At 40.9% G+C, this 18,133-nt stretch carries 19 protein-coding genes; 15 read left to right on the plus strand and 4 right to left on the minus strand.

What is annotated here, in order from left to right; translation table 11 throughout:
* Nucleotides 1-79 precede the first annotated feature (79 nt).
* Nucleotides 80-1,072: a GNAT family N-acetyltransferase gene (locus E2R51_RS13330; RefSeq protein WP_133377776.1), complete on the plus strand. Its 993-nt coding sequence runs from the start codon at nt 80-82 to the stop codon at nt 1,070-1,072.
* A gap of 96 nt (nt 1,073-1,168) precedes the next feature.
* Here E2R51_RS13330 and E2R51_RS13335 read toward each other — a convergent pair whose 3' ends face one another.
* Nucleotides 1,169-2,587, minus strand: a complete 1,419-nt coding sequence (locus E2R51_RS13335) for an NAD-dependent succinate-semialdehyde dehydrogenase (protein WP_133377581.1) — start codon at nt 2,585-2,587, stop codon at nt 1,169-1,171.
* Nucleotides 2,588-2,763: 176 nt separating this feature from the next.
* Between E2R51_RS13335 and E2R51_RS13340 the strand changes: the two genes are divergently transcribed.
* The 5 genes from E2R51_RS13340 (at nt 2,764) to E2R51_RS13360 (ending at nt 6,650) form a co-directional block, all read left to right on the plus strand.
* Entirely contained in the window at nt 2,764-3,141 is a 378-nt protein-coding gene (locus tag E2R51_RS13340) for a MaoC/PaaZ C-terminal domain-containing protein (RefSeq protein ID WP_133377582.1), read from the plus strand.
* 17 nt (nt 3,142-3,158) lie between these two features.
* Nucleotides 3,159-3,671 carry a GNAT family N-acetyltransferase gene (locus E2R51_RS13345; RefSeq protein ID WP_133377583.1) on the plus strand — a complete coding sequence of 171 codons (513 nt, stop codon included), beginning with the start codon at nt 3,159-3,161 and terminating at the stop codon, nt 3,669-3,671.
* Between the two features lie 25 nt (nt 3,672-3,696).
* Entirely contained in the window at nt 3,697-4,347 is a 651-nt protein-coding gene (locus E2R51_RS13350) for an MOSC domain-containing protein (protein WP_240733080.1), read from the plus strand.
* A gap of 172 nt (nt 4,348-4,519) precedes the next feature.
* Nucleotides 4,520-5,494 carry a DMT family transporter gene (locus E2R51_RS13355; protein WP_133377584.1) on the plus strand — a complete coding sequence of 325 codons (975 nt, stop codon included), beginning with the start codon at nt 4,520-4,522 and terminating at the stop codon, nt 5,492-5,494.
* A gap of 367 nt (nt 5,495-5,861) precedes the next feature.
* Nucleotides 5,862-6,650, plus strand: coding sequence for an alpha/beta hydrolase (locus E2R51_RS13360; RefSeq protein ID WP_133377585.1), 789 nt, complete (start codon nt 5,862-5,864; stop codon nt 6,648-6,650).
* Nucleotides 6,651-6,772: 122 nt separating this feature from the next.
* Here E2R51_RS13360 and E2R51_RS13365 read toward each other — a convergent pair whose 3' ends face one another.
* Both E2R51_RS13365 and E2R51_RS13370 read right to left on the minus strand, forming a co-directional pair.
* The gene (locus tag E2R51_RS13365; RefSeq protein WP_133377586.1) at nt 6,773-7,246 is read right to left on the minus strand and encodes a hypothetical protein; all 474 of its coding nucleotides are present in this window, start codon (nt 7,244-7,246) and stop codon (nt 6,773-6,775) included.
* Nucleotides 7,236-7,451, minus strand: coding sequence for a helix-turn-helix transcriptional regulator (locus tag E2R51_RS13370; RefSeq protein ID WP_133377587.1), 216 nt, complete (start codon nt 7,449-7,451; stop codon nt 7,236-7,238). The genes E2R51_RS13365 and E2R51_RS13370 overlap by 11 nt, the downstream gene beginning before the upstream one ends.
* Nucleotides 7,452-7,615: 164 nt before the next feature.
* On the opposite strand from E2R51_RS13370, the gene E2R51_RS13375 reads away from it, so the two are divergent.
* The 9 genes from E2R51_RS13375 to E2R51_RS13410 all read left to right on the plus strand — a co-directional run bounded on the left by E2R51_RS13375 (nt 7,616) and on the right by E2R51_RS13410 (nt 16,698).
* Nucleotides 7,616-8,359, plus strand: coding sequence for a MerR family transcriptional regulator (locus E2R51_RS13375; protein ID WP_133377778.1), 744 nt, complete (start codon nt 7,616-7,618; stop codon nt 8,357-8,359).
* 150 nt (nt 8,360-8,509) lie between these two features.
* Nucleotides 8,510-8,995 (plus strand): SRPBCC family protein, encoded by a 486-nt coding sequence (locus E2R51_RS13380; protein WP_133377588.1) that lies wholly within the window; start codon nt 8,510-8,512, stop codon nt 8,993-8,995.
* A 171-nt stretch (nt 8,996-9,166) separates the two neighbouring features.
* The gene (locus tag E2R51_RS13385; RefSeq protein WP_133377589.1) at nt 9,167-11,017 is read left to right on the plus strand and encodes an LTA synthase family protein; all 1,851 of its coding nucleotides are present in this window, start codon (nt 9,167-9,169) and stop codon (nt 11,015-11,017) included.
* A 26-nt stretch (nt 11,018-11,043) separates the two neighbouring features.
* Nucleotides 11,044-11,892 (plus strand): DUF1206 domain-containing protein, encoded by an 849-nt coding sequence (locus E2R51_RS13390; RefSeq protein ID WP_133377590.1) that lies wholly within the window; start codon nt 11,044-11,046, stop codon nt 11,890-11,892.
* A 423-nt stretch (nt 11,893-12,315) separates the two neighbouring features.
* Entirely contained in the window at nt 12,316-12,492 is a 177-nt protein-coding gene (locus E2R51_RS19855) for a hypothetical protein (protein WP_165967227.1), read from the plus strand.
* A gap of 126 nt (nt 12,493-12,618) precedes the next feature.
* Nucleotides 12,619-13,302: a Na-translocating system protein MpsC family protein gene (locus tag E2R51_RS13395; RefSeq protein ID WP_133377591.1), complete on the plus strand. Its 684-nt coding sequence runs from the start codon at nt 12,619-12,621 to the stop codon at nt 13,300-13,302.
* A gap of 113 nt (nt 13,303-13,415) precedes the next feature.
* Complete coding sequence (locus E2R51_RS13400) at nt 13,416-14,207, plus strand: phosphotransferase family protein (protein ID WP_133377592.1); 792 nt, start codon at nt 13,416-13,418, stop codon at nt 14,205-14,207.
* A 134-nt stretch (nt 14,208-14,341) separates the two neighbouring features.
* Nucleotides 14,342-15,181: a nucleotidyltransferase domain-containing protein gene (locus E2R51_RS13405; RefSeq protein WP_133377593.1), complete on the plus strand. Its 840-nt coding sequence runs from the start codon at nt 14,342-14,344 to the stop codon at nt 15,179-15,181.
* 137 nt (nt 15,182-15,318) lie between these two features.
* The gene (locus tag E2R51_RS13410; protein WP_133377594.1) at nt 15,319-16,698 is read left to right on the plus strand and encodes a Glu/Leu/Phe/Val family dehydrogenase; all 1,380 of its coding nucleotides are present in this window, start codon (nt 15,319-15,321) and stop codon (nt 16,696-16,698) included.
* A 125-nt stretch (nt 16,699-16,823) separates the two neighbouring features.
* Here the strand turns inward: E2R51_RS13410 and E2R51_RS13415 are convergent, their stop codons facing one another.
* Nucleotides 16,824-18,089, minus strand: a complete 1,266-nt coding sequence (locus tag E2R51_RS13415; protein WP_240733081.1) for a S8 family peptidase — start codon at nt 18,087-18,089, stop codon at nt 16,824-16,826.
* Nucleotides 18,090-18,133: the final 44 nt, after the last annotated feature.

Below are 18,133 nucleotides of genomic sequence, written 5' to 3' on the forward strand. Positions count from 1 at the left end.
AAAGAGATATACGTGCAATTTCATATATGATGATTTGGTAGAATGGATGAAAAGGGTTTTAAAGAAGGAGCGTTTTCATATGAAAGAAGTCGTAGCACATTGCACGGGGTGTGGGAAGATTCTATATTGCAAGGATGGATTTTTTGAGGGGGAACTTGATAGACAAAAGTCCTTTTGTTTTACATGCTTTGAACAGCTTCACGAGGATTTTACAGAGGAAGAGACCGGTGAATTTATTTCGAGATTAAATCGTAAGCCCGATCAGCATATTGGCTACTGCGGAACGAATGCCAAGGAAGTGGCGGATGTACTGATGCAGGATTTTTCGGATCTTTCATTCAATAACTCCTTTGCTGTATTGAAAGAAAACGGAAAGATTATAGCTGCATTGGGTGCTGATTGGGATTCAAAAGAAAAAACCGGCGAGCTGTGGGGGCCATTTAGTCTCGCTGAGGACGAAAAATGGCAGGAGCAGGCAGATATCCTTTGGAGGCTTTTGCAGCACAAAATCAATCAAAAGGGAATGTGGTACGGGTTTTATAATGAACAGAACCAGCAGGCTGAAAAGTGGATAAGCCGAATGGGTGGGGTTAAACAAAGCAGTGAAGTCATTCTCCATGCAAGTACATATAGATCCAGCTCAATTTATTCGGGGAAAGCTGCCGTGTTTACAGCAGCATTTAAAGTTGAATTTAAGCGATTGCATAACACCGTTTTTCCAGCTGCCTATTTTTCTGCAGATGATATACTGACACGTATTAATGATTCTAAACGACTTTTTATAATGGCCGACGGCGAAGACCTGTTAGGTTATGTTTATGTGGAAGCGGTCCCTGATCATGGGGAAGGCGCGATCGAATTTATTGCAGTGGATTCAAAAAGCCGGGGCAGGGGAGTGGGCACAGCACTTCTGCAAAAAGCTGCATCATTTCTTTTTGATGAAATGAACATAAAGGACATCTCGATTTGTGTGAGTGCTGAAAACAAGGCAGCCATTCAAATGTACAAAAATAATGCTTTTTTAGAGAAACACCGAATGGATTTTTATAAGCTTAAAGATGATTCTAATTAAGATCAATCGCTTGTTCCTTTGCACAGGGTTTTCAATAAAGCTTTTTTCACCTAAGAAAAAAGGAGCTGGCGCCAGTTTGCGTCAGCTCCTTATTTTCTATAGTCCTACAGAAATATATTTTGTCTCCAGGTACTCTTCAATGCCCTGATGCCCGCCTTCGCGTCCCAGGCCGCTTTGTTTGAATCCGCCAAATGGAGCTTGCGGGGCAGATGGCAGACCATCATTTAAACCCACAATACCATATTCCAGCCCTTCGGATATTCTAATGCCAGTTAAAATGTTTTCAGTGAAAACATAAGCTGCCAGTCCGTAAATAGAATCATTGGCCCGTTTAATTGCTTCTTCTTCAGTCGAGAATGAAGCAATTGGAGCCAGCGGTCCAAATGTTTCTTCATTCATACACAGCATGTCATCCGTTGCACCGGATAAGACTGTCGGCTCGAAAAATAATCCATCTCGTGATGAGCCGCCAAGTTCAATTTTTGCCCCCTTGTTTTCAGCATCTTTTATATGCTCCTGCATTTTTTCCACTGCATCCTCGTTAATGAGCGGACCAAGGTCTACATTGTCTTCGAATCCGTCTCCCAGCTTCAGCTTGTTAACCTTTGAAGAGAATTTTTTTGTAAATTCTTCTACAATCGATTCATGCACATATATGCGATTGGCGCAAACGCAGGTTTGCCCGGCATTTCTGAATTTAGTGGCAATTACTCCATCTACAGCCTTATCAAGATCACAGTCATCCATTACGATCGCAGGTGCATGTCCGCCAAGCTCCAGAGAAATCTTTTTAACCGTGTCAGCGGCACCTTTCATAAGTGTCTTACCCACCTCGGTTGAACCGGTAAAGGTTAATTTGCTGACGCGTTTATCCTCAAGCCATTGTTCACTGATTTTTGAAGATTGGCCAGTAACTAAATTGATTACGCCTTTTGGAATACCGGCCTGTTCAGCTAGCTGCACGAGCTTGATTGCCGTTAATGGAGTCAGGCTGGCAGGCTTGATGACCACTGTGCATCCCGCTGCTAATGCTGGTCCTACTTTTCGTGTAATCATCGCCGCTGGAAAGTTCCATGGAGTAATGACTGCTGTAACGCCAACCGGCTGTTTGTGAATAAAAATCCGTTTATTTTCCTGGCTGGCAGGCACCGTCTCTCCGTAAACCCGTTTGCCTTCTTCTGCATACCATTTAATGAACCCGTTAGCATAAGCAATTTCACCTTCAGCTTCTTTCAGCGGTTTGCCCTGCTCAAGGGTCATGATTTTACCAAGCTCCTTTGTCTGCTCATCGATGAGCTCTGCCCATTTCATGAGGGAGGTGCTTCTTTCATAAGCTGAAAGCTTTGACCATGCAGGAAAAGCTGCATGTGCAGCATCGACAGCCTGCTTCGCTTCATTCGTTCCGCCTTTAGGAACAGTAGCGATGACTTCCTTTGTGGCCGGGTTTGTAACCTCTATTTTTGGCAAGTCCTGCCCCGTATCTTTTCCATCAATAATTAATGAATAGTGTTCCACTGCTATCACTCCCAAGTTATAGTTTTGCTTTATCCATATCTTTTACAGATACCCTTATTAAATGACCGGTAATCATTGAGATTTGAGATTTTTAAATAGTATGAATAGTTGTTCATTCTCTCCTGAACTTAAGATATACTAATAACTACCAATAGTGTAAAAGGGGGAATGGATAGATGACAGTAAACAGTGGGGATACGTTTCATTGGGAGCGGACATTCACCGAAGATGAGGTTCTTAATTTTGGTCAAATTACAGGCGATCAGGGTATACATCATGTAGAGCATGATGATCAGGGCAGATTAATGGTACATGGACTGTTAACGGCCAGTATCGGAACAAAAATCGGCGGAGATTTAAATTATATTGCACGTAAGATGACATCTGAATTTATCCGCCCTGTTTTTACCGGTGACACCGTCCGATGTGAAATGAACATTTTAAATGTGACCCAGCATGATAAATTCAGTATGGTTGAAGTGAAATCCATCTATCGAAATCAGCATGGAAAAGAAGTATTATTAGCAGCGAGTCAAGGGATAATCCGGGACTAGAAAGGAAGTGTCTTGAAATGATTCGAAAAGCGGTACAAGAGGATGCAATGGCAATCAGCAAGGTAAGAATTGATAGCTGGCGTACTACATACGAAGGAATTGTGGATCAATCTTACCTTGAAAAAATGAGACCCGAAAAATGGGCAGACCGCTGGAGTGCAGGATTAAACCGGGAGGACTTCATTACATATGTTGCGGAAACGGAAGGCGATATTCTTGGTTTTGCCATTGCTGGAAGAGAAAGAGAAAAGAAGTACAAGGATTATCAATACGAAATTTGGGCTATTTATGTACTTAAGGAGCATCAACGCAAAGGAATTGGACAGCTCCTTGTTTCAAAAATGATCGAAATTCTCTCAGTGGAAGGAGACAGTGGTTTAATTATCTGGGCATTAGATGAAAATCCGTATACATCATTTTATAAAAAACTCGGAGGAGTCCCTATCAATAATCAATTCTTTGAAATAGAAGGCAAAAAACATAGGGAATCTGCCTACGCATGGGATAGTTTAAGAGATATTCAGCTGTAGAAAGAGAAAGGAGGATTGCGGAGGGGTGACAACCTATCAAGTACAATCGATCAATATGGGTAAAATCGAAACAATTACATATGGCAATAAAACATTTGATTCAGCAATTAGAAAAAAAGCGATCATGCAGCCTGCATGGCTTGGCAAAACCGGTTTTGCTGAGGACGAGCAGGCATATGAACACCATGGAGGAACTGAAAAAGCAGTTTGCCTCTATCCGTATGACTATTTCGAGTACTGGCAGGATTTGCTGGGCCATCTCGATCATGACGCGCTATTTGGCGAAAACTTATCAACTCTTGGATTAACTGAAAACAACACGCACGCAGGAGACATCTTTCAACTGGGTGATGCCATTATTCAAGTAACAGAGCCGAGACAGCCCTGCTACAAGCTTGCTGCAAAATACAGCGTGCCTGATATGGTTGCGCGTATGCAGCATTCCGGTTATACGGGGTGGATGTACAGAGTCATCAAAGAGGGGTTCGTTTCTCCAGGGGATAATCTATTTTTACTTAAACAGGACCCACAACGTATTTCAATCGCTTATATTAATGAAGTAAAGTTTAATAAGCAGGCGTCTGTGGAACAGATAAACAGTATTTTAGCTGTAGATGCTCTTTCAGCCACTTTAAGAGACAGCTTGTTAAAGAGAAAAGATAAAAAGAAAACCTGATACACAGAACAGCCCTGAATTTCCGCGTACGGGAAACAGGGTTTTTTTGTGCATTTCAACAGATATCTCACCCTATTAGCTTAGTATTTTTCATTAACATAATTTAGATTTTATATGGTAGGATATACAAATGGATTATTTTCGGAAAACGAAAGAAAACGGGTGAGTATAGATGAAAGCTTCTAATGTATATATATGGCTGGTAGCGCTGATGGTGGTATGGGGATTGAATGTGGTCGCATTGAAGCTGCTGGTCGAAGCGTTTGACCCGATTGCTATGACCTCCCTGAGAATTTTATTTGCCGGTGCCAGTGTACTCGTCATTTTATCATTTATGAGGAAATTCAGGCTGCCTACAGGAAAAGAGATGGGGGTTATTACAGTAATTGGGCTATTTAATGTTGTTGGCCACCATTATTTTTTATCTGTAGGCTTAACCAAAACGTCAGCGGTTAATGCAGGTCTTATTTTGGGATTGATTCCTATATTTACGGCCATTGCAGCAATGATTTTCTTAAAGGCGAAACTGACTCCATTAAAGCTGTTGGGAATTATTATTGGATTTATCGGCGTTACGCTTGTTGTACTCGCTGGAAGTCAAGGAGCATTTCACGTAGCGATGGGGGACATATACATTTTTCTCGCAGGTCTGACCCAGGCTATTAGCTTTGTATTGATAAAAAAAACGTCTGCACCTATGGATGTTTTACTTTTGACAGGCTGGATGATGATTGTCGGCAGTCTTATACTCATGATGATCAGCCTGGCAACCGAACCTTCGGGATTTACCACACTGCTGAACGGAGAAGGTTATCAGTACGCTCTCTTTTTCGCCTCTGCTTTATTAGCCACATGCCTGGGACATATGATTTACAATAGTGCCATTCGTTTAATTGGTCCCAGTGAATCGGCAGTATTTACGAATCTAAACCTGCTGTTCTCAATAACGGGGGCAGCTATCCTGTTAAATGAAGATCTTTACGTTGAGCAGCTTCTTGGTTTTATTTTTATCGTGTTCGGCGTTATATCAGGCAGCGGAGCGGTAGATCACTGGATCCAGAAGAGAAAAACCGGCAGAACAGCTTTATTGGAACAAGCATACCAAGCAGAAAAAGTACCGCAACAAAAAAGGAAGACAAACTCGTAGTTATTTGACAGGTTTGAAAAAGTAATGGAATAGATGCTCATTTTAAAAACTTTTTCATTGGTTTCGGCTATTTTGCTTTCTTTTTTGTTGAACTTTTTTAAAATATAAATTCGACTGTTACATTTGTACACCGTTGATTGGAGCTGATAGTGCGAGACTCCTGCGGGATGTAGCGGGAGAGGTGAGACCTCTGAAACTCAGGAGCGCTTGAAGATGGCTCACCCCCGCCCCGCGGAAAGCGAGTGCATTCAGCGGAAATCAACAACTCCGTTTAAAAAACCCTTATATAAATATTAACCGAATTCCTCTCACAGTAAGAACTTATTCATGTAAAATAAAGGTGTTGAATAAGAAGGGAGTTATAATCATGGCTTTGATTAAATGTAATTTCTTTTCTGAAATACTTGGAATTAATACCAGCATGACAGTCATCTTGCCTGAGCAAACCACAAATCAAATCGGGATGCAGTCTGTGAAAGGGAGAGATTTGCATCCTGTCCTTTTTCTGCTGCATGGTTTATCGGACGATGATTCAATCTGGCTTCGCCGGACTTCAATCGAGCGATATGTATCTGAACTCGGGCTTGCTGTTGTTATGCCGGATGTCCACAGAAGCTTTTATACCGATATGGAGCATGGGCAGCGCTATTGGACGTTTATAAGTGAAGAACTGCCAGCTGCAGCCCGGTCATTTTTCCCGTTATCTGATAAAAGAGAGGATAACTTTGTGGCGGGACTTTCAATGGGCGGTTACGGGGCTTTTAAGCTGGCTTTGCGGAAACCTGAAAGCTTCTCTGCTGCTGCAAGCCTATCAGGCGTAATGAAAGTTAAGAATTTTTCCGAACGTTCAAGTGAACCATATCGCGATTACAGCCTGATATTTGGAAATCGGCAGGTGGAAGGAACAGAAGATGATGTAATCTGGCTGGCTGATAAAATCGATAAAAGCCATGTGCCGAAACCGATGCTGTTTCAATGCTGTGGAACAGAGGATCATTTAATAAAAGAAAATAAAGAGTTTAATGAACTATGTAAAAAAACATCATTTGACCATACATACATAGAAGATCCGGGGCGGACACACTCCTGGGATTACTGGGATGAAAAAATCCAGGAAGTGCTGGAATGGCTGCCGTTGGAACGAGGGAATAATTGAAGAAACAAGAATATTTGGTCATTATTGATGACCAAATGTAACAAAAAGGCATCTTCTCTGACAGAAGATGCCTTTCGTTTATTATTTTCCGGGAAATAATTGACGGATTTTGAAAGCCAAAGCTAATTTTGAAGTTTTCGAATGGTGATATAATAGCTGATCCATTGAATAAAGGGTATTAATAGAACGATCCATAGAAAAAAGTATGGAGTGACAGGATTCACCAATGGCTGGAGCGTCATTAAAACAATTACTACCGGCAGAGTGTAGGTCAGTGAAATATAAGCGTTTCGGCATGCGTTTGCTGTGATGGAGCGTTCTCTTTCATCTTGTTCGGAAAATTCTGGTGGAAGCATAATCTTTTTAAACGTTAAGGAGTCTTTTGAAGAACGTTTTACAAGATAAAAGCTTATAGCGGCCAAAAGAAACATGATAAAAAATGGAGCTAACGGAATGGTAATGTCGAACCCTTCAGTCTTGCGGTAAACCATGTTTGCAAAGGCTTGATTCGCATCAAGAAAAATAGCAGCAGCCCATCCAATACAGATCAGAGACAATACATTGACAGCGATAAACCATGTTGTTCTACTTCCCATCTTTTTCTCCTCCCAGCCAAAATAATTCTTCCATCTTCACATTAAATACCTGACAAATTGTTAAGCCTAATAACAACGATGGAACGTAATCCTGCTTTTCGATGGCTGCAATGGTCTGGCGTGTAACGGTTACTTTTGTCGCCAGCTCCTCCTGAGTCATCTGGTGCACAGCCCGCAGCTCCCGCACCCGGTTTCGTATAACCATAGCTAACAGCTCCATTTGTTAAGTTTATTTAACATATTATTCTGTTTAATTGTAAAGGTGACTTAACAAAAAGTAAAGTGTATTTAACATTTAATTTTTAAAATTCCTATTGACCCTCACGTAACGTGATGCCTTATAGTCAGTATTGAAAGGAGGATTTAATGATGCCGTTTAAAGTAAAAGAGGTAGCAGAAATAGTTGGGATCAGTGTGCGTACACTGCATCATTACGACGATATTGGATTATTGATGCCTGATGAGATCAGTGAATCAGGCTACCGTCTTTATTCAGACGAAAATCTTGAGACGCTGCAACAGATCCTTTTTTTCAGAGAGCTTGACTTTCCTTTAAAAAGGATTAAGGAAATTCTTACAAGCCCTTCTTTTGATCGTGAAGAAGCGTTGCAATTGCATCGTCAAATGCTGCTAAATAAGAGAAATAAATTAGATCAATTGCTCGTTTCAATCGACAAAACGATTCAGCACATGAAAGGAGAAATTATGATGAGCAATGAAGAGAAGTTTGATGGATTTGATTTTAGTCATAACCCTTACGAACAAGAAGCGAGAGATCGCTGGGGGGATCAGGCAGTGGATCAGTCCAAAGAGAAGATTGGCAATCTGTCGAAGGTTCAACAGCAAAATATGAAAGATGAGATGGAGGATTTATATAATCGAATGGCAGCGATTCGGCATTTACCACCAAATTCTAAAGAAGCACAGAGCTTAACACATGAATGGTTCACTTGGCTAAACACAATTGGAAGCTATTCGTTAGAAGCATTTAAAGGTCTTGGTGAAATGTATGTAAACGACGAGCGTTTTACCAGTAACATTGATAAATTTGGTGATGGATTGGCGGCGTTTTTAAATGAGTCAATGACAGTCTACGCTAATAAAAGAAAATAATTAGAATAAGTATGCCTTATCATGTAAACCCTCAATGGTAATAGGGAACTTCCCTCACCATGAGGGTTATTAAAATTCCACTATACAATAAAGGGAAGCAGCCGTATCATCACGAATATCTATTATTACTCCAGTGAAAGAGGTGAAGATATGAGGAAATGGATAAAAGGGATAGAGATTAATGCTCCTATTGAGCAGGTATGGAAATTACTTGATGGGTCGCTTGAAGATATGCAGAAAATCATGCCCGAGGTGATGGAAAATGAGCCTGTAAAAGTAACGGAAGAGGTAATTGGCAGCGTTCATCGTCAAAAATATAAAGAAGGAAAACGCATTATGGAGTACGATGTAGAAGTGCTGGAATATGAAAATGGTATTGAAAAGAAAAAATTGAAGATTGAATTTGTATTAGCGGATATGTTTAGAATTACTGCATTATATGAAGTACTTAAGCTTGAGGAAAACAAGACGTTTCTGCGCTATACTGTCACCAACACACCGTTGAAATGGTATGTTCAATTATTTTTGTTATTTTCTACTGAAAAAACTGTGAATAAATTTTTAGAGCGAGTAAAAGATGTGGCGGAAGCAGAAAGTAATAAAGAAGAAAAAAACCCATTGAGTCCCCTTGAATAATTGGGGTTTCAATGGTTTTTATTTTTATCCCAGTAATTTCCTTCAAACGCATCGGTTTTTAGCGGTATTGGGAAGTGATTCAATAGATTTTGATTGGTGTGCAGGCAGTTGTTTCTCCTCATTTACTAATGGGTAAAGTAGAAAGCATGCCATATAAAGGAGAGAAAATGAATGAAGCGATTTGCTGGAAAATATGGAGATTATATTCTTTATGTGGCCCTTTTGCTGGCAAAGCTATATGCGTTCAGCATTGCCACCCGAACGAATTTTGATTTTATATTGCTAATCGTCAGTCTGGGGAGTATTTTTTTGCTGTCCTTTTGGATACTTTCGATTGCCCCCCGTAAAAGAAGGTGGATGCTGGTAGGATTTAGCATTCTAATCACATTCCTGTTTGTTTCAAATATCTGGTATTATCGATATTTTACTGATTTTTTATCTGTTTCCCTTATTGTTCAACTACCTCAAATGGGCGATGTGGGTGGCGGTATGCAGGATTTGGTATACTGGTCTGATTTTTTATTTTTTCTCGACACGATCATTTTAATGGTTTTCTTGTGGTTTGACCGGAAACGAACCTTTGGTCAGTATCCCGCTGCAAGCCGGATAAAAGCTGTTGCAGCAGCAGGAACCGCAGGTGTTCTTCTTTTTATAACTCCTCTTGTACTAAATGCTTCTGATCGTAATGAATGGCTGGGCCAGGATTCTTTATCCAATATTCGAAGCTATTATAAGATGGGTTTGATTGGGTACCATGGACTTGATTTGGTGAAAGAGATCGATGAAAGATGGATAGAGCCCGCAAGCTTGTCGAATGCAGAACGAAAGAGAGTTACAGAATATTTTCAAGGGAAAGAATCCCCGACCGTCAAAGCTTTGGAAGAAAAACCGAATATTATTGTGATTCAACTGGAGTCTTTTCAGTCTTCTCTTATTGGCAAAGAGATCGATGGCCAGGAACTAACCCCTAATTTAAATAAATTCAAGGATCAAACGATGTACTTCCCGAACTTTTATCATCAGGCACATCAAGGGCGTACCTCAGATGCGGAATTTATTGTCAACACCTCTTTCTACCCTTTAAAATCGGGATCTGTCTATACAAGATATCCAGATCATTCATTTGACTCGCTGCCAGAGCAGGTGAAAAAAGCGGGTTATGAAACAGCTGCTTTTCATGCTTTTCGACCGGATTTTTGGAATCGGGACCAGATGTACGAAAACTTTGGGTTCGATCATTTTTATAGTATTGAAGATTTTCCGCCTGGAGAGGAAATAGGAATGACACTTAATGACCGGGATTTCTTCTTAAGTGGAGCCGATAAGTTAAGTGAGATGGACAAACCATTTTATGGGTTTATGGTCGCACTGACCAGCCACACTCCCTATGAGTATCCAGAGGACAAGCAGGAACTGGATTTAAGCAGCTTTGATGAAGGAATAATTAGAAGCTATTATCATACTATTCATTATGTCGATAGCGCATTTGGTGACATGGTAACAAAACTTAAAGAAGAAGATCTTTGGGATAATTCACTTATTGTTGTATATGGCGATCATGATAGCGGATTGTATCAGCCTGGACGTGACATGGCAATCGATGAAAATGCTGAAACGTCTGTTGATTATTTAAATCTCGGAAAAAAAGTGCCCTTGTTTATAAAAAAACCTAATCAGCAGGAAGGAGAAACAGTTGAAAAAAGTGGAGGCCAGATTGATATCGCTCCGACTGTGCTGTCATTGCTTGGAATCGAACCAGAATATATGATGGGGAATTCGTTAGTAAATGATAAGGAGAGTACTACTGTTTTTCGCGATGGATCATTCGTGACTGATGATGTCTATTATCAGGAGGATCTATCAGGAGTAAGGGGCGCTGGTCAATGTTATTCCCTCGAGACAGAAGAAAAAATCTCTTCTGCTGAATGCGAGCCTTGGATGGAAAAGACGGCACTGGAATTAAGACTGTCAGATCTTGTGATAAGAAAAAACGCCATTTATCAGTTGAAAAACAAACAATGAAATTTAAAAAAGAGGGATGATGGCATATGAGTCGAAAGACTGTTAATGGGAGTCGATCAGGAGGCACCGGGGAAGAAGTCAAACCCTGGATTCGCAGGCTGGGCCGTTTTGGTTATATGGCTAAAGGATCTGTCTATGGGCTGGTGGGTATTCTTGCGCTAATGTCAGCTGCGGGAGCAGGCGGTGAAGCAACTGGCACAAGCGGGGCTTTAACATCACTGGCAAGTAAACCCTATGGAGAAGGCCTGCTTTGGTTAATTGGATTAGGTCTTATTGGGTATGTCATATGGGAAACAATTCGTGCAGTCTTTGATCCGGAACATAAAGGAAAAACGGCTAAAGCAATTGCTATTCGCATTGGTTACTTTATAAGTGCTGTAATCTATGGCGGACTTGCGATTAGCGCTATCCGGCTTGCTATGCATACTGGCGGCGGAGGTGGAAATTCAGAACAGACAATTTCTGCAAAGCTTCTTGCGCAGCCATTTGGCCAGTGGATTATTGGCATAATAGGGCTTGTTATTATCGGGTACGGGGGTTATGAATTATACAATGGTTATAAAGAGAAATTCATGACTAAATTTATTCTCAATGATATGAATCGTCATGAAAAAAAAGTTGCCCGCAAGTCAGGGAAAATTGGATTGATTGCTCGTGGAATTGTTTTAGGCATGATTGGTTTCTTCTTCATCCAAACAGCTTATACAGCAAATCCTGCGGAGTCAAAAGGACTTGATGGAGCTTTATCAGAGTTAGCCGGGCAGCCTTACGGACAAATTCTTTTAGGAATTGTTGCAATTGGACTGATATTATATGGTGTTTTTGAAATTATTCGCGGCAGATACGCACGAATGAACTTTGGAAAAGATGAATAAATGGAAAAATAGTGGTACTTTCGTCAGATTTAATGTTAATAATTATAAAAAAATCGCATTTTATAACATTTCAGCCGATCTGCTTCTTTACTCATTCTTCCGTATTTAGTAGAATAAGATTAATAGGAAAACAATAGTGTTTCCGGTTCATTTAGTAATTCATGTTTATACTTGGCTGTTAAAACATTAAGATTATAATTATTTAACTTAATACGATTGTAGGTAAAATGAGTCGGACAATAGAGTCGAACATAAGCCGAAAAGGATCTGTTACAGGTCCTTTTCGGCTTTTTTAAATTTTGATCAGTCTTTTGCGTTCTTTATGGGAAAACGAGATAGCTGCAGTTTATGGCCTCCAATGTATCTGCATAAAAAAGCGTATGTGTAATGTGGTTACAAATTGAAAAAAAGGAGAGCTGAGAAATGAACTATTTGATTGATCATGAAACAGAATCGATTCACCGAACTACATTTGCGGGAGATCAGTGCGGGTTTCATAACAGTTCAATGGATAAGAGAGAATTTACCCAAAGTTTGTCTTATGTTGAAAAATTACTGACGGAGCATCACTATAAAAAGTGTGTTTTTTGTGGATCGTAATTCAGTAAGAGGGAATAATGATCGTGTGAGATCTTTTTTGGGATTTATATACATATCTTTTTCGTCTGATTTTTCGTAAGATAAGGTAAGAGAGAAGAGCACGTCACTGCTCGAAAGGAGACTTTAGTGAGAATAGAAACAGAAACCTATTCCGAGATGGTCAGCTACGTTGGTAAGCTGCTGAGAGATCATTTTGGAAAGGGACCAACCTCCATTTATATTACCCTGAAAAAACCGTTTATCACAATTTATCTGCGTGAATTTGTAGCCCCCATGGAACGGGTCCTGATAGAAAGAAATGAAATAAAACGTGTAGAAGAAACCAGAGATTTAATGATGGAGGAATTGCTGCCTAACATGAGGAGCAGCTTATGCAAAATAGCACAGGTGAAAATCGATAAACTGTATTACAATTGGTCTCTCGAAAATCAGTCAGGCATCATCTTTGGCATTATGAATGAGGAAGATCAGACTGAGCCGCCATGGCCCGATCATATTGATAAAGAAGCGTTCAGAAAAGAAGTTGATCTGCTGACCAAAAAGGGTCAGAAAACGCCCGAAGGAACTACACTTTATTGGTTAAGCGAGCGGACGATTTTAGCTAAAAGAAAAGGGATTTTTGTCCGGATCGAAAAAGAGCTGATCAAAAGTGGATATACAGAGGAACTCAAATTAACAAAACGCCCGATGGAGAAGCAGTTAGTTCGTGAAGCCAATTTGGAGCCGATTATTGGCAAGCATATTCAAGATGTTTTTGTAGATTGGGACTTTGATGAAGACATCGGCTACATTGTATTTGTTACGGAATAATAGTTGGCAAACTTATGCTGTCCGCTTTTATCTTGAAAACTCCTAGCACAGAAAAGACCTGTTAGGAGTTTTTCTATTTAGAGCTGGAGATTGATCCGGAAAGGCGGTTGTTAATGATACCTTTACAATTATTAGATGTTCCAGCAAAAATCATTAGTCAGATGGGTGAGATCATGAACATTTCTTATCCCAAGCAGGGCTATACTTCCCATGTAACTTTTGTAGAAAGTACAAAGGGAAGGTATGTGATTAAGCATTCAAAAGGAAAGCAGTTTCGCGAGTGGCTGACTAAAGAAACATTCGTGTTAAAATGCCTGGAGAATGTTGATCTGCCGGTTCCCCAAGTGTATGATTTTGTTCTGGAGAATGAGACAGATCAGGCATGGCTGCTTATGGAATACATAGAAGGCCAGACATTAAGAAGTTTTTTACTTAGAGAAACGTGCGAAGTAAAGCGCCATAAAGCGATTTATCACTTTGGCCAGATGATGAGAAAAATTCATCTCGCTAAGTGTCCTGAAGAGTTGAAAGGCGATCATACCTGGATCGATTCTATGCTGATGCAGGCGGAGTATAATTTGCACAGATATAAAGTGGATGGCACAAAAGAATTACTGGATGACTTAGAACGAAATCGTCCCGATCACGTTGATCAAACGTTAATTCATGGCGATTTAACAGTGGATAACGTATTAGTTAAGGACGGTAAAATCAATGCCATTATTGATTGGAGCGGAGGAGCATTTGGTGATCCGCGCTATGATGCGGCGCTGGCAATACGTCCAAAACCGAACGCATTTCAGGCCCGGGAAGAAGTAGACATTTTTTTCAAAGGGTATGGAAAACAAGCTGTAAACCGCAAAGAGTTTCTCTATTTTGAAGAAGGGCTGTACGAATTTTTCTAAAGGTCCTTTTTCGCATAGAAATGTCTGAATAATCAATTTATGGTATGATTAAAGCCTGATGTTTATAACATGATAGTAGCGGCGTCTATAACCTTTGGCGGACAAGTGTGTGAGAGGGAGGCGATTATATATCTGTGGAATTTGACTCTAATCATCTGTACCGGGATCAGCAGCTGCCGTTTCATCGGGAGAAATTATTGGCGAATGCTTTAGCTGATTTGAAAAATGATCAACATGTACTGGGTATCTATTTAAGTGGTTCTCTTGCAAAGGGAAATGTTGATCCTTATTCAGACATTGATCTTCATACTATAGTCACACCGCAAAGCTTCAATCAATTCAAGCAGTTAAAAAAAGATCGGGCGTCAGGATGGGGAGATGTTCTGTACCATGAAGGCGGCTCAAAAGCATCCCCTCTAGTGGTAACGCATTATGAGGAGTTTGTAAAAATTGATAGCTGGTATCACTATCCTGAAGAACTTGAGCCTTCCATTTGGCTGCGGGACATTGAGCCCCAATATGACCCTCAAGGAATAATTGCAAAAATAAAAGAAGCTTCATCCCAATTTACTTACGGGGTAACAGCAGAAGAAGTCGAAAGCTGGCGGGGCAAAATTTTCGCGTTTGCCCATGAAACTTACAGGGCTGTTATGAGAAATGAAAACTATTACGCTTTAGCAAATGTGGATAAAGTGCGGTGGTATATGGCTATGGGCTGGTACATGGAAATGGATCTGCGTCTGGATGCAAGCTGCGGTGTCTGGTCAAAGCTTGAGGGAAGGAGAGGTCATTTAAGTAATTTGCAGCTTGATCTTCTGGAGCACTGGGACTGTAACAGAACCCCTGGTGAGGTAATGAATACAATTAAAAAAATTAAGCACGAATTCTTGAGATTAAATAAAGAGCTGAGTCGAAAAACCGGCCTGCCGGAACGGGAAGCACTTTGTAAAAAGGTTTTTAGAATGATTGTGTAAAAAGGTTAAAGTTTCTTCAGAAGTTCTGCCTGAGACGGCAGGACTTTTTTTGCTGGAAGCTGGTGATTTTTGAAAGCGCTTTATTTATGCTACACTTTAAACAGTTGATTATGAGTGAATTTTTAGGAGGAAGCGATATGCAAGGACAAACAAGAGCAATTGTAGAACAATCATTGCAGGCATTAATGAAAGATCCATTATTTATTCCTGATCTTCAAGACAACATTCGTGAACAGGCATTTACCTCTTTGGCTGCGATTTTATCCACCCCAAATAAAATCCATAAGTCATTTCTCCGAATGCCTTTAGAGAATGGACAGGTTGTGCGAATACCCGCCTATCGGGTACATCATAATGATGCACTTGGACCTTACAAAGGGGGAATACGGTTTCACGAATCCGTAAATGAAGAAGAAGTGATTAATTTAGCTTTTTTAATGACTTTAAAAAATTCTTTGCATGATGTTCCCTTCGGCGGCGGGAAAGGGGGCATCGTCCTTAATCCACGTGAGAGAACCGACAAGGAATTGAATGTAATCTCAAAAAAATACGTTCAATATTTTGCAGATGTACTTGGGCCGGATAAAGATATTCCTGCTCCGGACGTAGGTTCGGGAGAACGGGAAATGGACTGGATGATGGCAGAATATAAAAGCATTAAGCCAGGAAAGCCGTATAGAGGAAGCTTCACTGGGAAAAGTGTCATAAACGGAGGTTCTTTAGGGAGAAGAGAAGCTACAGGGAAAGGCGTTTACTATACTTTTCGTTATATGCTGCATGATTTTTTACTGAAGCAGGAGGACTGGCTTAATAAAACAGACAACCCATTTGCCAAAACAGCTCTTTCACTAGCAAAACGGCCGCTTAGAATATCTGTTCAGGGTTTTGGAAATGTAGGGTCCGTAACGGCTTTGGAAGCGTATCAATGCCAGGAGCTTCATAATAAAGTCGTTGCAGTCAGCGATCGGAATTGTACACTATATAACCCGGATGGACTGGACATTCCCGCATTAATCAGCTATACAGCAGTTCATCAGGGCGATCTTCCGACTACTGCTGAACAGCTGAAAAAAAGCGGCGTTAAGGCAGAAATATTAAACCGGGAAGAAGTGTTGACAATAGAAGCTGATGTCCTGATGCTTGCTGCACTTGAGGATCAGGTTCATAAGGGTAATATGGCTAAAGTTCCCGCAAGGATAATCGTGGAGGGTGCCAATGCACCAGTTACCGCTGAAGCGGATGCTTTTTTTAATAACAAAGGGGTCATTATTATTCCTGATATTCTTGCTAATGCGGGCGGGGTAATCGTTTCTTACCTTGAATGGCTGCAGGGCCGTGAAACACAGTTTTTAAGTGAGGAAGAAGTATTTTCTATGCTCTTTAATAAAATGAAGCAGACACTCGACACCATTCTGCCCAAATTTTTTGGCGATCCTCATCCGCTAAGACAGAATTGTTATATCCATTCGGTCATGAAGCTGTCCACCGTTTTATACAGACAGGGGAAACTTTACTAAACGAAACGGCCAGTTCAGCAAGCAGATGCTTGGTAAACTGGCCGTCTTTTATAGGAGGGGGAAGTCCTAAAAAAAGAATCGTAATGTACCTTGTCCTAATTGCATTCCTAACGGTGAAGACTGTCTTAGTTTACGCGTGCAAAACCAAATCCTGAAGCGTAGTCATCGCCTGCAGCGGCGCCATATCCGCCTTTAATATCAACCGCTTTTGCACGGTTTTGCAAATTCGTGCGAAGCTGAGTATGTGACCAGCCCGGATTTTGCGACCAAATTTTTGCTGCAAGTCCGGCAACATGAGGTGTTGCCATTGATGTACCGCTAAGCGTAGTGTATCCGCCGTTATTTGCAGTAGAATAAACGGATGCACCAGGTGCTGAAATTTCTACATCACCCTGCTGGATGACATAGTCACCATCAGTAGATGCGTATCCTCGGGAAGAAAAGTCGGCTACACGATAACTGCCGTTTTCCTGACGATTCTCAAGAGCTGCTACGGCCACTGCATTTGTCAAAGCACCAGGATAACCAATTGAACCTTGGTTTGGCCCTGAGTTGCCTGAAGCGGCTACAATCAGAACACCTTTACTGTAAGCATAATCAACAGCACTGGAAATCAGTGTATCTTTACCTGCTGAGCCTAAAGACATGTTAATGACTGTCTTAGTGCCAGTACTTGAGGCCTGATCGGCTGCGTGGCGAATTGCCGCAGCGATGTCATCTGAATAGCCTGAACCATTGTTGCCCAGTACCTTATATGCCCAAAGGTCTGCCTGTGGAGCAACGCCGTAAATGCCTCGTTTATCACTTCCGGCATCAGCCAGCACTGTACCTGCTACATGAGTACCATGTCCATTGGCATCCGTACATGTTCCGTTTACTAATGGGGAAGCCTGAGTGAAATCCTTACATTGTTCAACATTGTTGACAAGATCGTAATGAGAAGTGGTAACGCCTGTGTCAAGTACTGCCACATTGATTCCTGCTCCGCCAGTGGTGGATGTCAGATTAGCATTGTTATAGATTGCTTTCATGCCCCACGTAATCTGCTGGTTAGGCAAAGCGGCTGTTTTTACATTTCCGCTTTTAGAAGCTCTGGTCTCCGTATCCAGGGTAACCTCCTGGACTCTTGTCAGCTTAACCTTCTTGCTTTTTTTCAAAACGTCAAACTGTCTTTTAGTCATTTCTGTAGAAAATCCATTTTCAGTTAAATGCCATCTTGCTTCATATTGGCCTTCAACGGATGCTTTTGAGGATTTGTTTGCTGCCTCGACATAAACGCGGAACTTTTCAGCTCCATTACTATTGTCTTGAGCGGCGCCAGCTGACATTGTAGGTATTGCAAGACTAGCAGTTACTAACAGACTCATAAACACTCTCTTCGATCTTCTCAAACTTTCCACTCCTTCTTTTAATGATATTTTGTTCCTGCTTTTAT

The organism is Jeotgalibacillus sp. S-D1 (assembly GCF_004358665.1).
GTDB lineage: Bacteria > Bacillota > Bacilli > Bacillales > Jeotgalibacillaceae > Jeotgalibacillus.

What these genes read in the sequence shown, in the direction of transcription:
- E2R51_RS13370 (WP_133377587.1), bottom strand. Translation starts at nt 7,451, where the DNA reads ATGGTTATACGAAACCGGGTGCGGGAGCTGCGGGCTGTGCACCAGATG.
- E2R51_RS13390 (WP_133377590.1), top strand. Translation starts at nt 11,044, where the DNA reads ATGAGTCGAAAGACTGTTAATGGGAGTCGATCAGGAGGCACCGGGGAA.
- E2R51_RS13410 (WP_133377594.1), top strand. Translation starts at nt 15,319, where the DNA reads ATGCAAGGACAAACAAGAGCAATTGTAGAACAATCATTGCAGGCATTA.
- E2R51_RS13355 (WP_133377584.1), top strand. Translation starts at nt 4,520, where the DNA reads ATGAAAGCTTCTAATGTATATATATGGCTGGTAGCGCTGATGGTGGTA.
- E2R51_RS13385 (WP_133377589.1), top strand. Translation starts at nt 9,167, where the DNA reads ATGAAGCGATTTGCTGGAAAATATGGAGATTATATTCTTTATGTGGCC.
- E2R51_RS13400 (WP_133377592.1), top strand. Translation starts at nt 13,416, where the DNA reads ATGATACCTTTACAATTATTAGATGTTCCAGCAAAAATCATTAGTCAG.
- E2R51_RS13345 (WP_133377583.1), top strand. Translation starts at nt 3,159, where the DNA reads ATGATTCGAAAAGCGGTACAAGAGGATGCAATGGCAATCAGCAAGGTA.
- E2R51_RS13380 (WP_133377588.1), top strand. Translation starts at nt 8,510, where the DNA reads ATGAGGAAATGGATAAAAGGGATAGAGATTAATGCTCCTATTGAGCAG.
- E2R51_RS13360 (WP_133377585.1), top strand. Translation starts at nt 5,862, where the DNA reads ATGGCTTTGATTAAATGTAATTTCTTTTCTGAAATACTTGGAATTAAT.
- E2R51_RS13340 (WP_133377582.1), top strand. Translation starts at nt 2,764, where the DNA reads ATGACAGTAAACAGTGGGGATACGTTTCATTGGGAGCGGACATTCACC.
- E2R51_RS13375 (WP_133377778.1), top strand. Translation starts at nt 7,616, where the DNA reads ATGCCGTTTAAAGTAAAAGAGGTAGCAGAAATAGTTGGGATCAGTGTG.
- E2R51_RS13330 (WP_133377776.1), top strand. Translation starts at nt 80, where the DNA reads ATGAAAGAAGTCGTAGCACATTGCACGGGGTGTGGGAAGATTCTATAT.
- E2R51_RS19855 (WP_165967227.1), top strand. Translation starts at nt 12,316, where the DNA reads ATGAACTATTTGATTGATCATGAAACAGAATCGATTCACCGAACTACA.
- E2R51_RS13365 (WP_133377586.1), bottom strand. Translation starts at nt 7,246, where the DNA reads ATGGGAAGTAGAACAACATGGTTTATCGCTGTCAATGTATTGTCTCTG.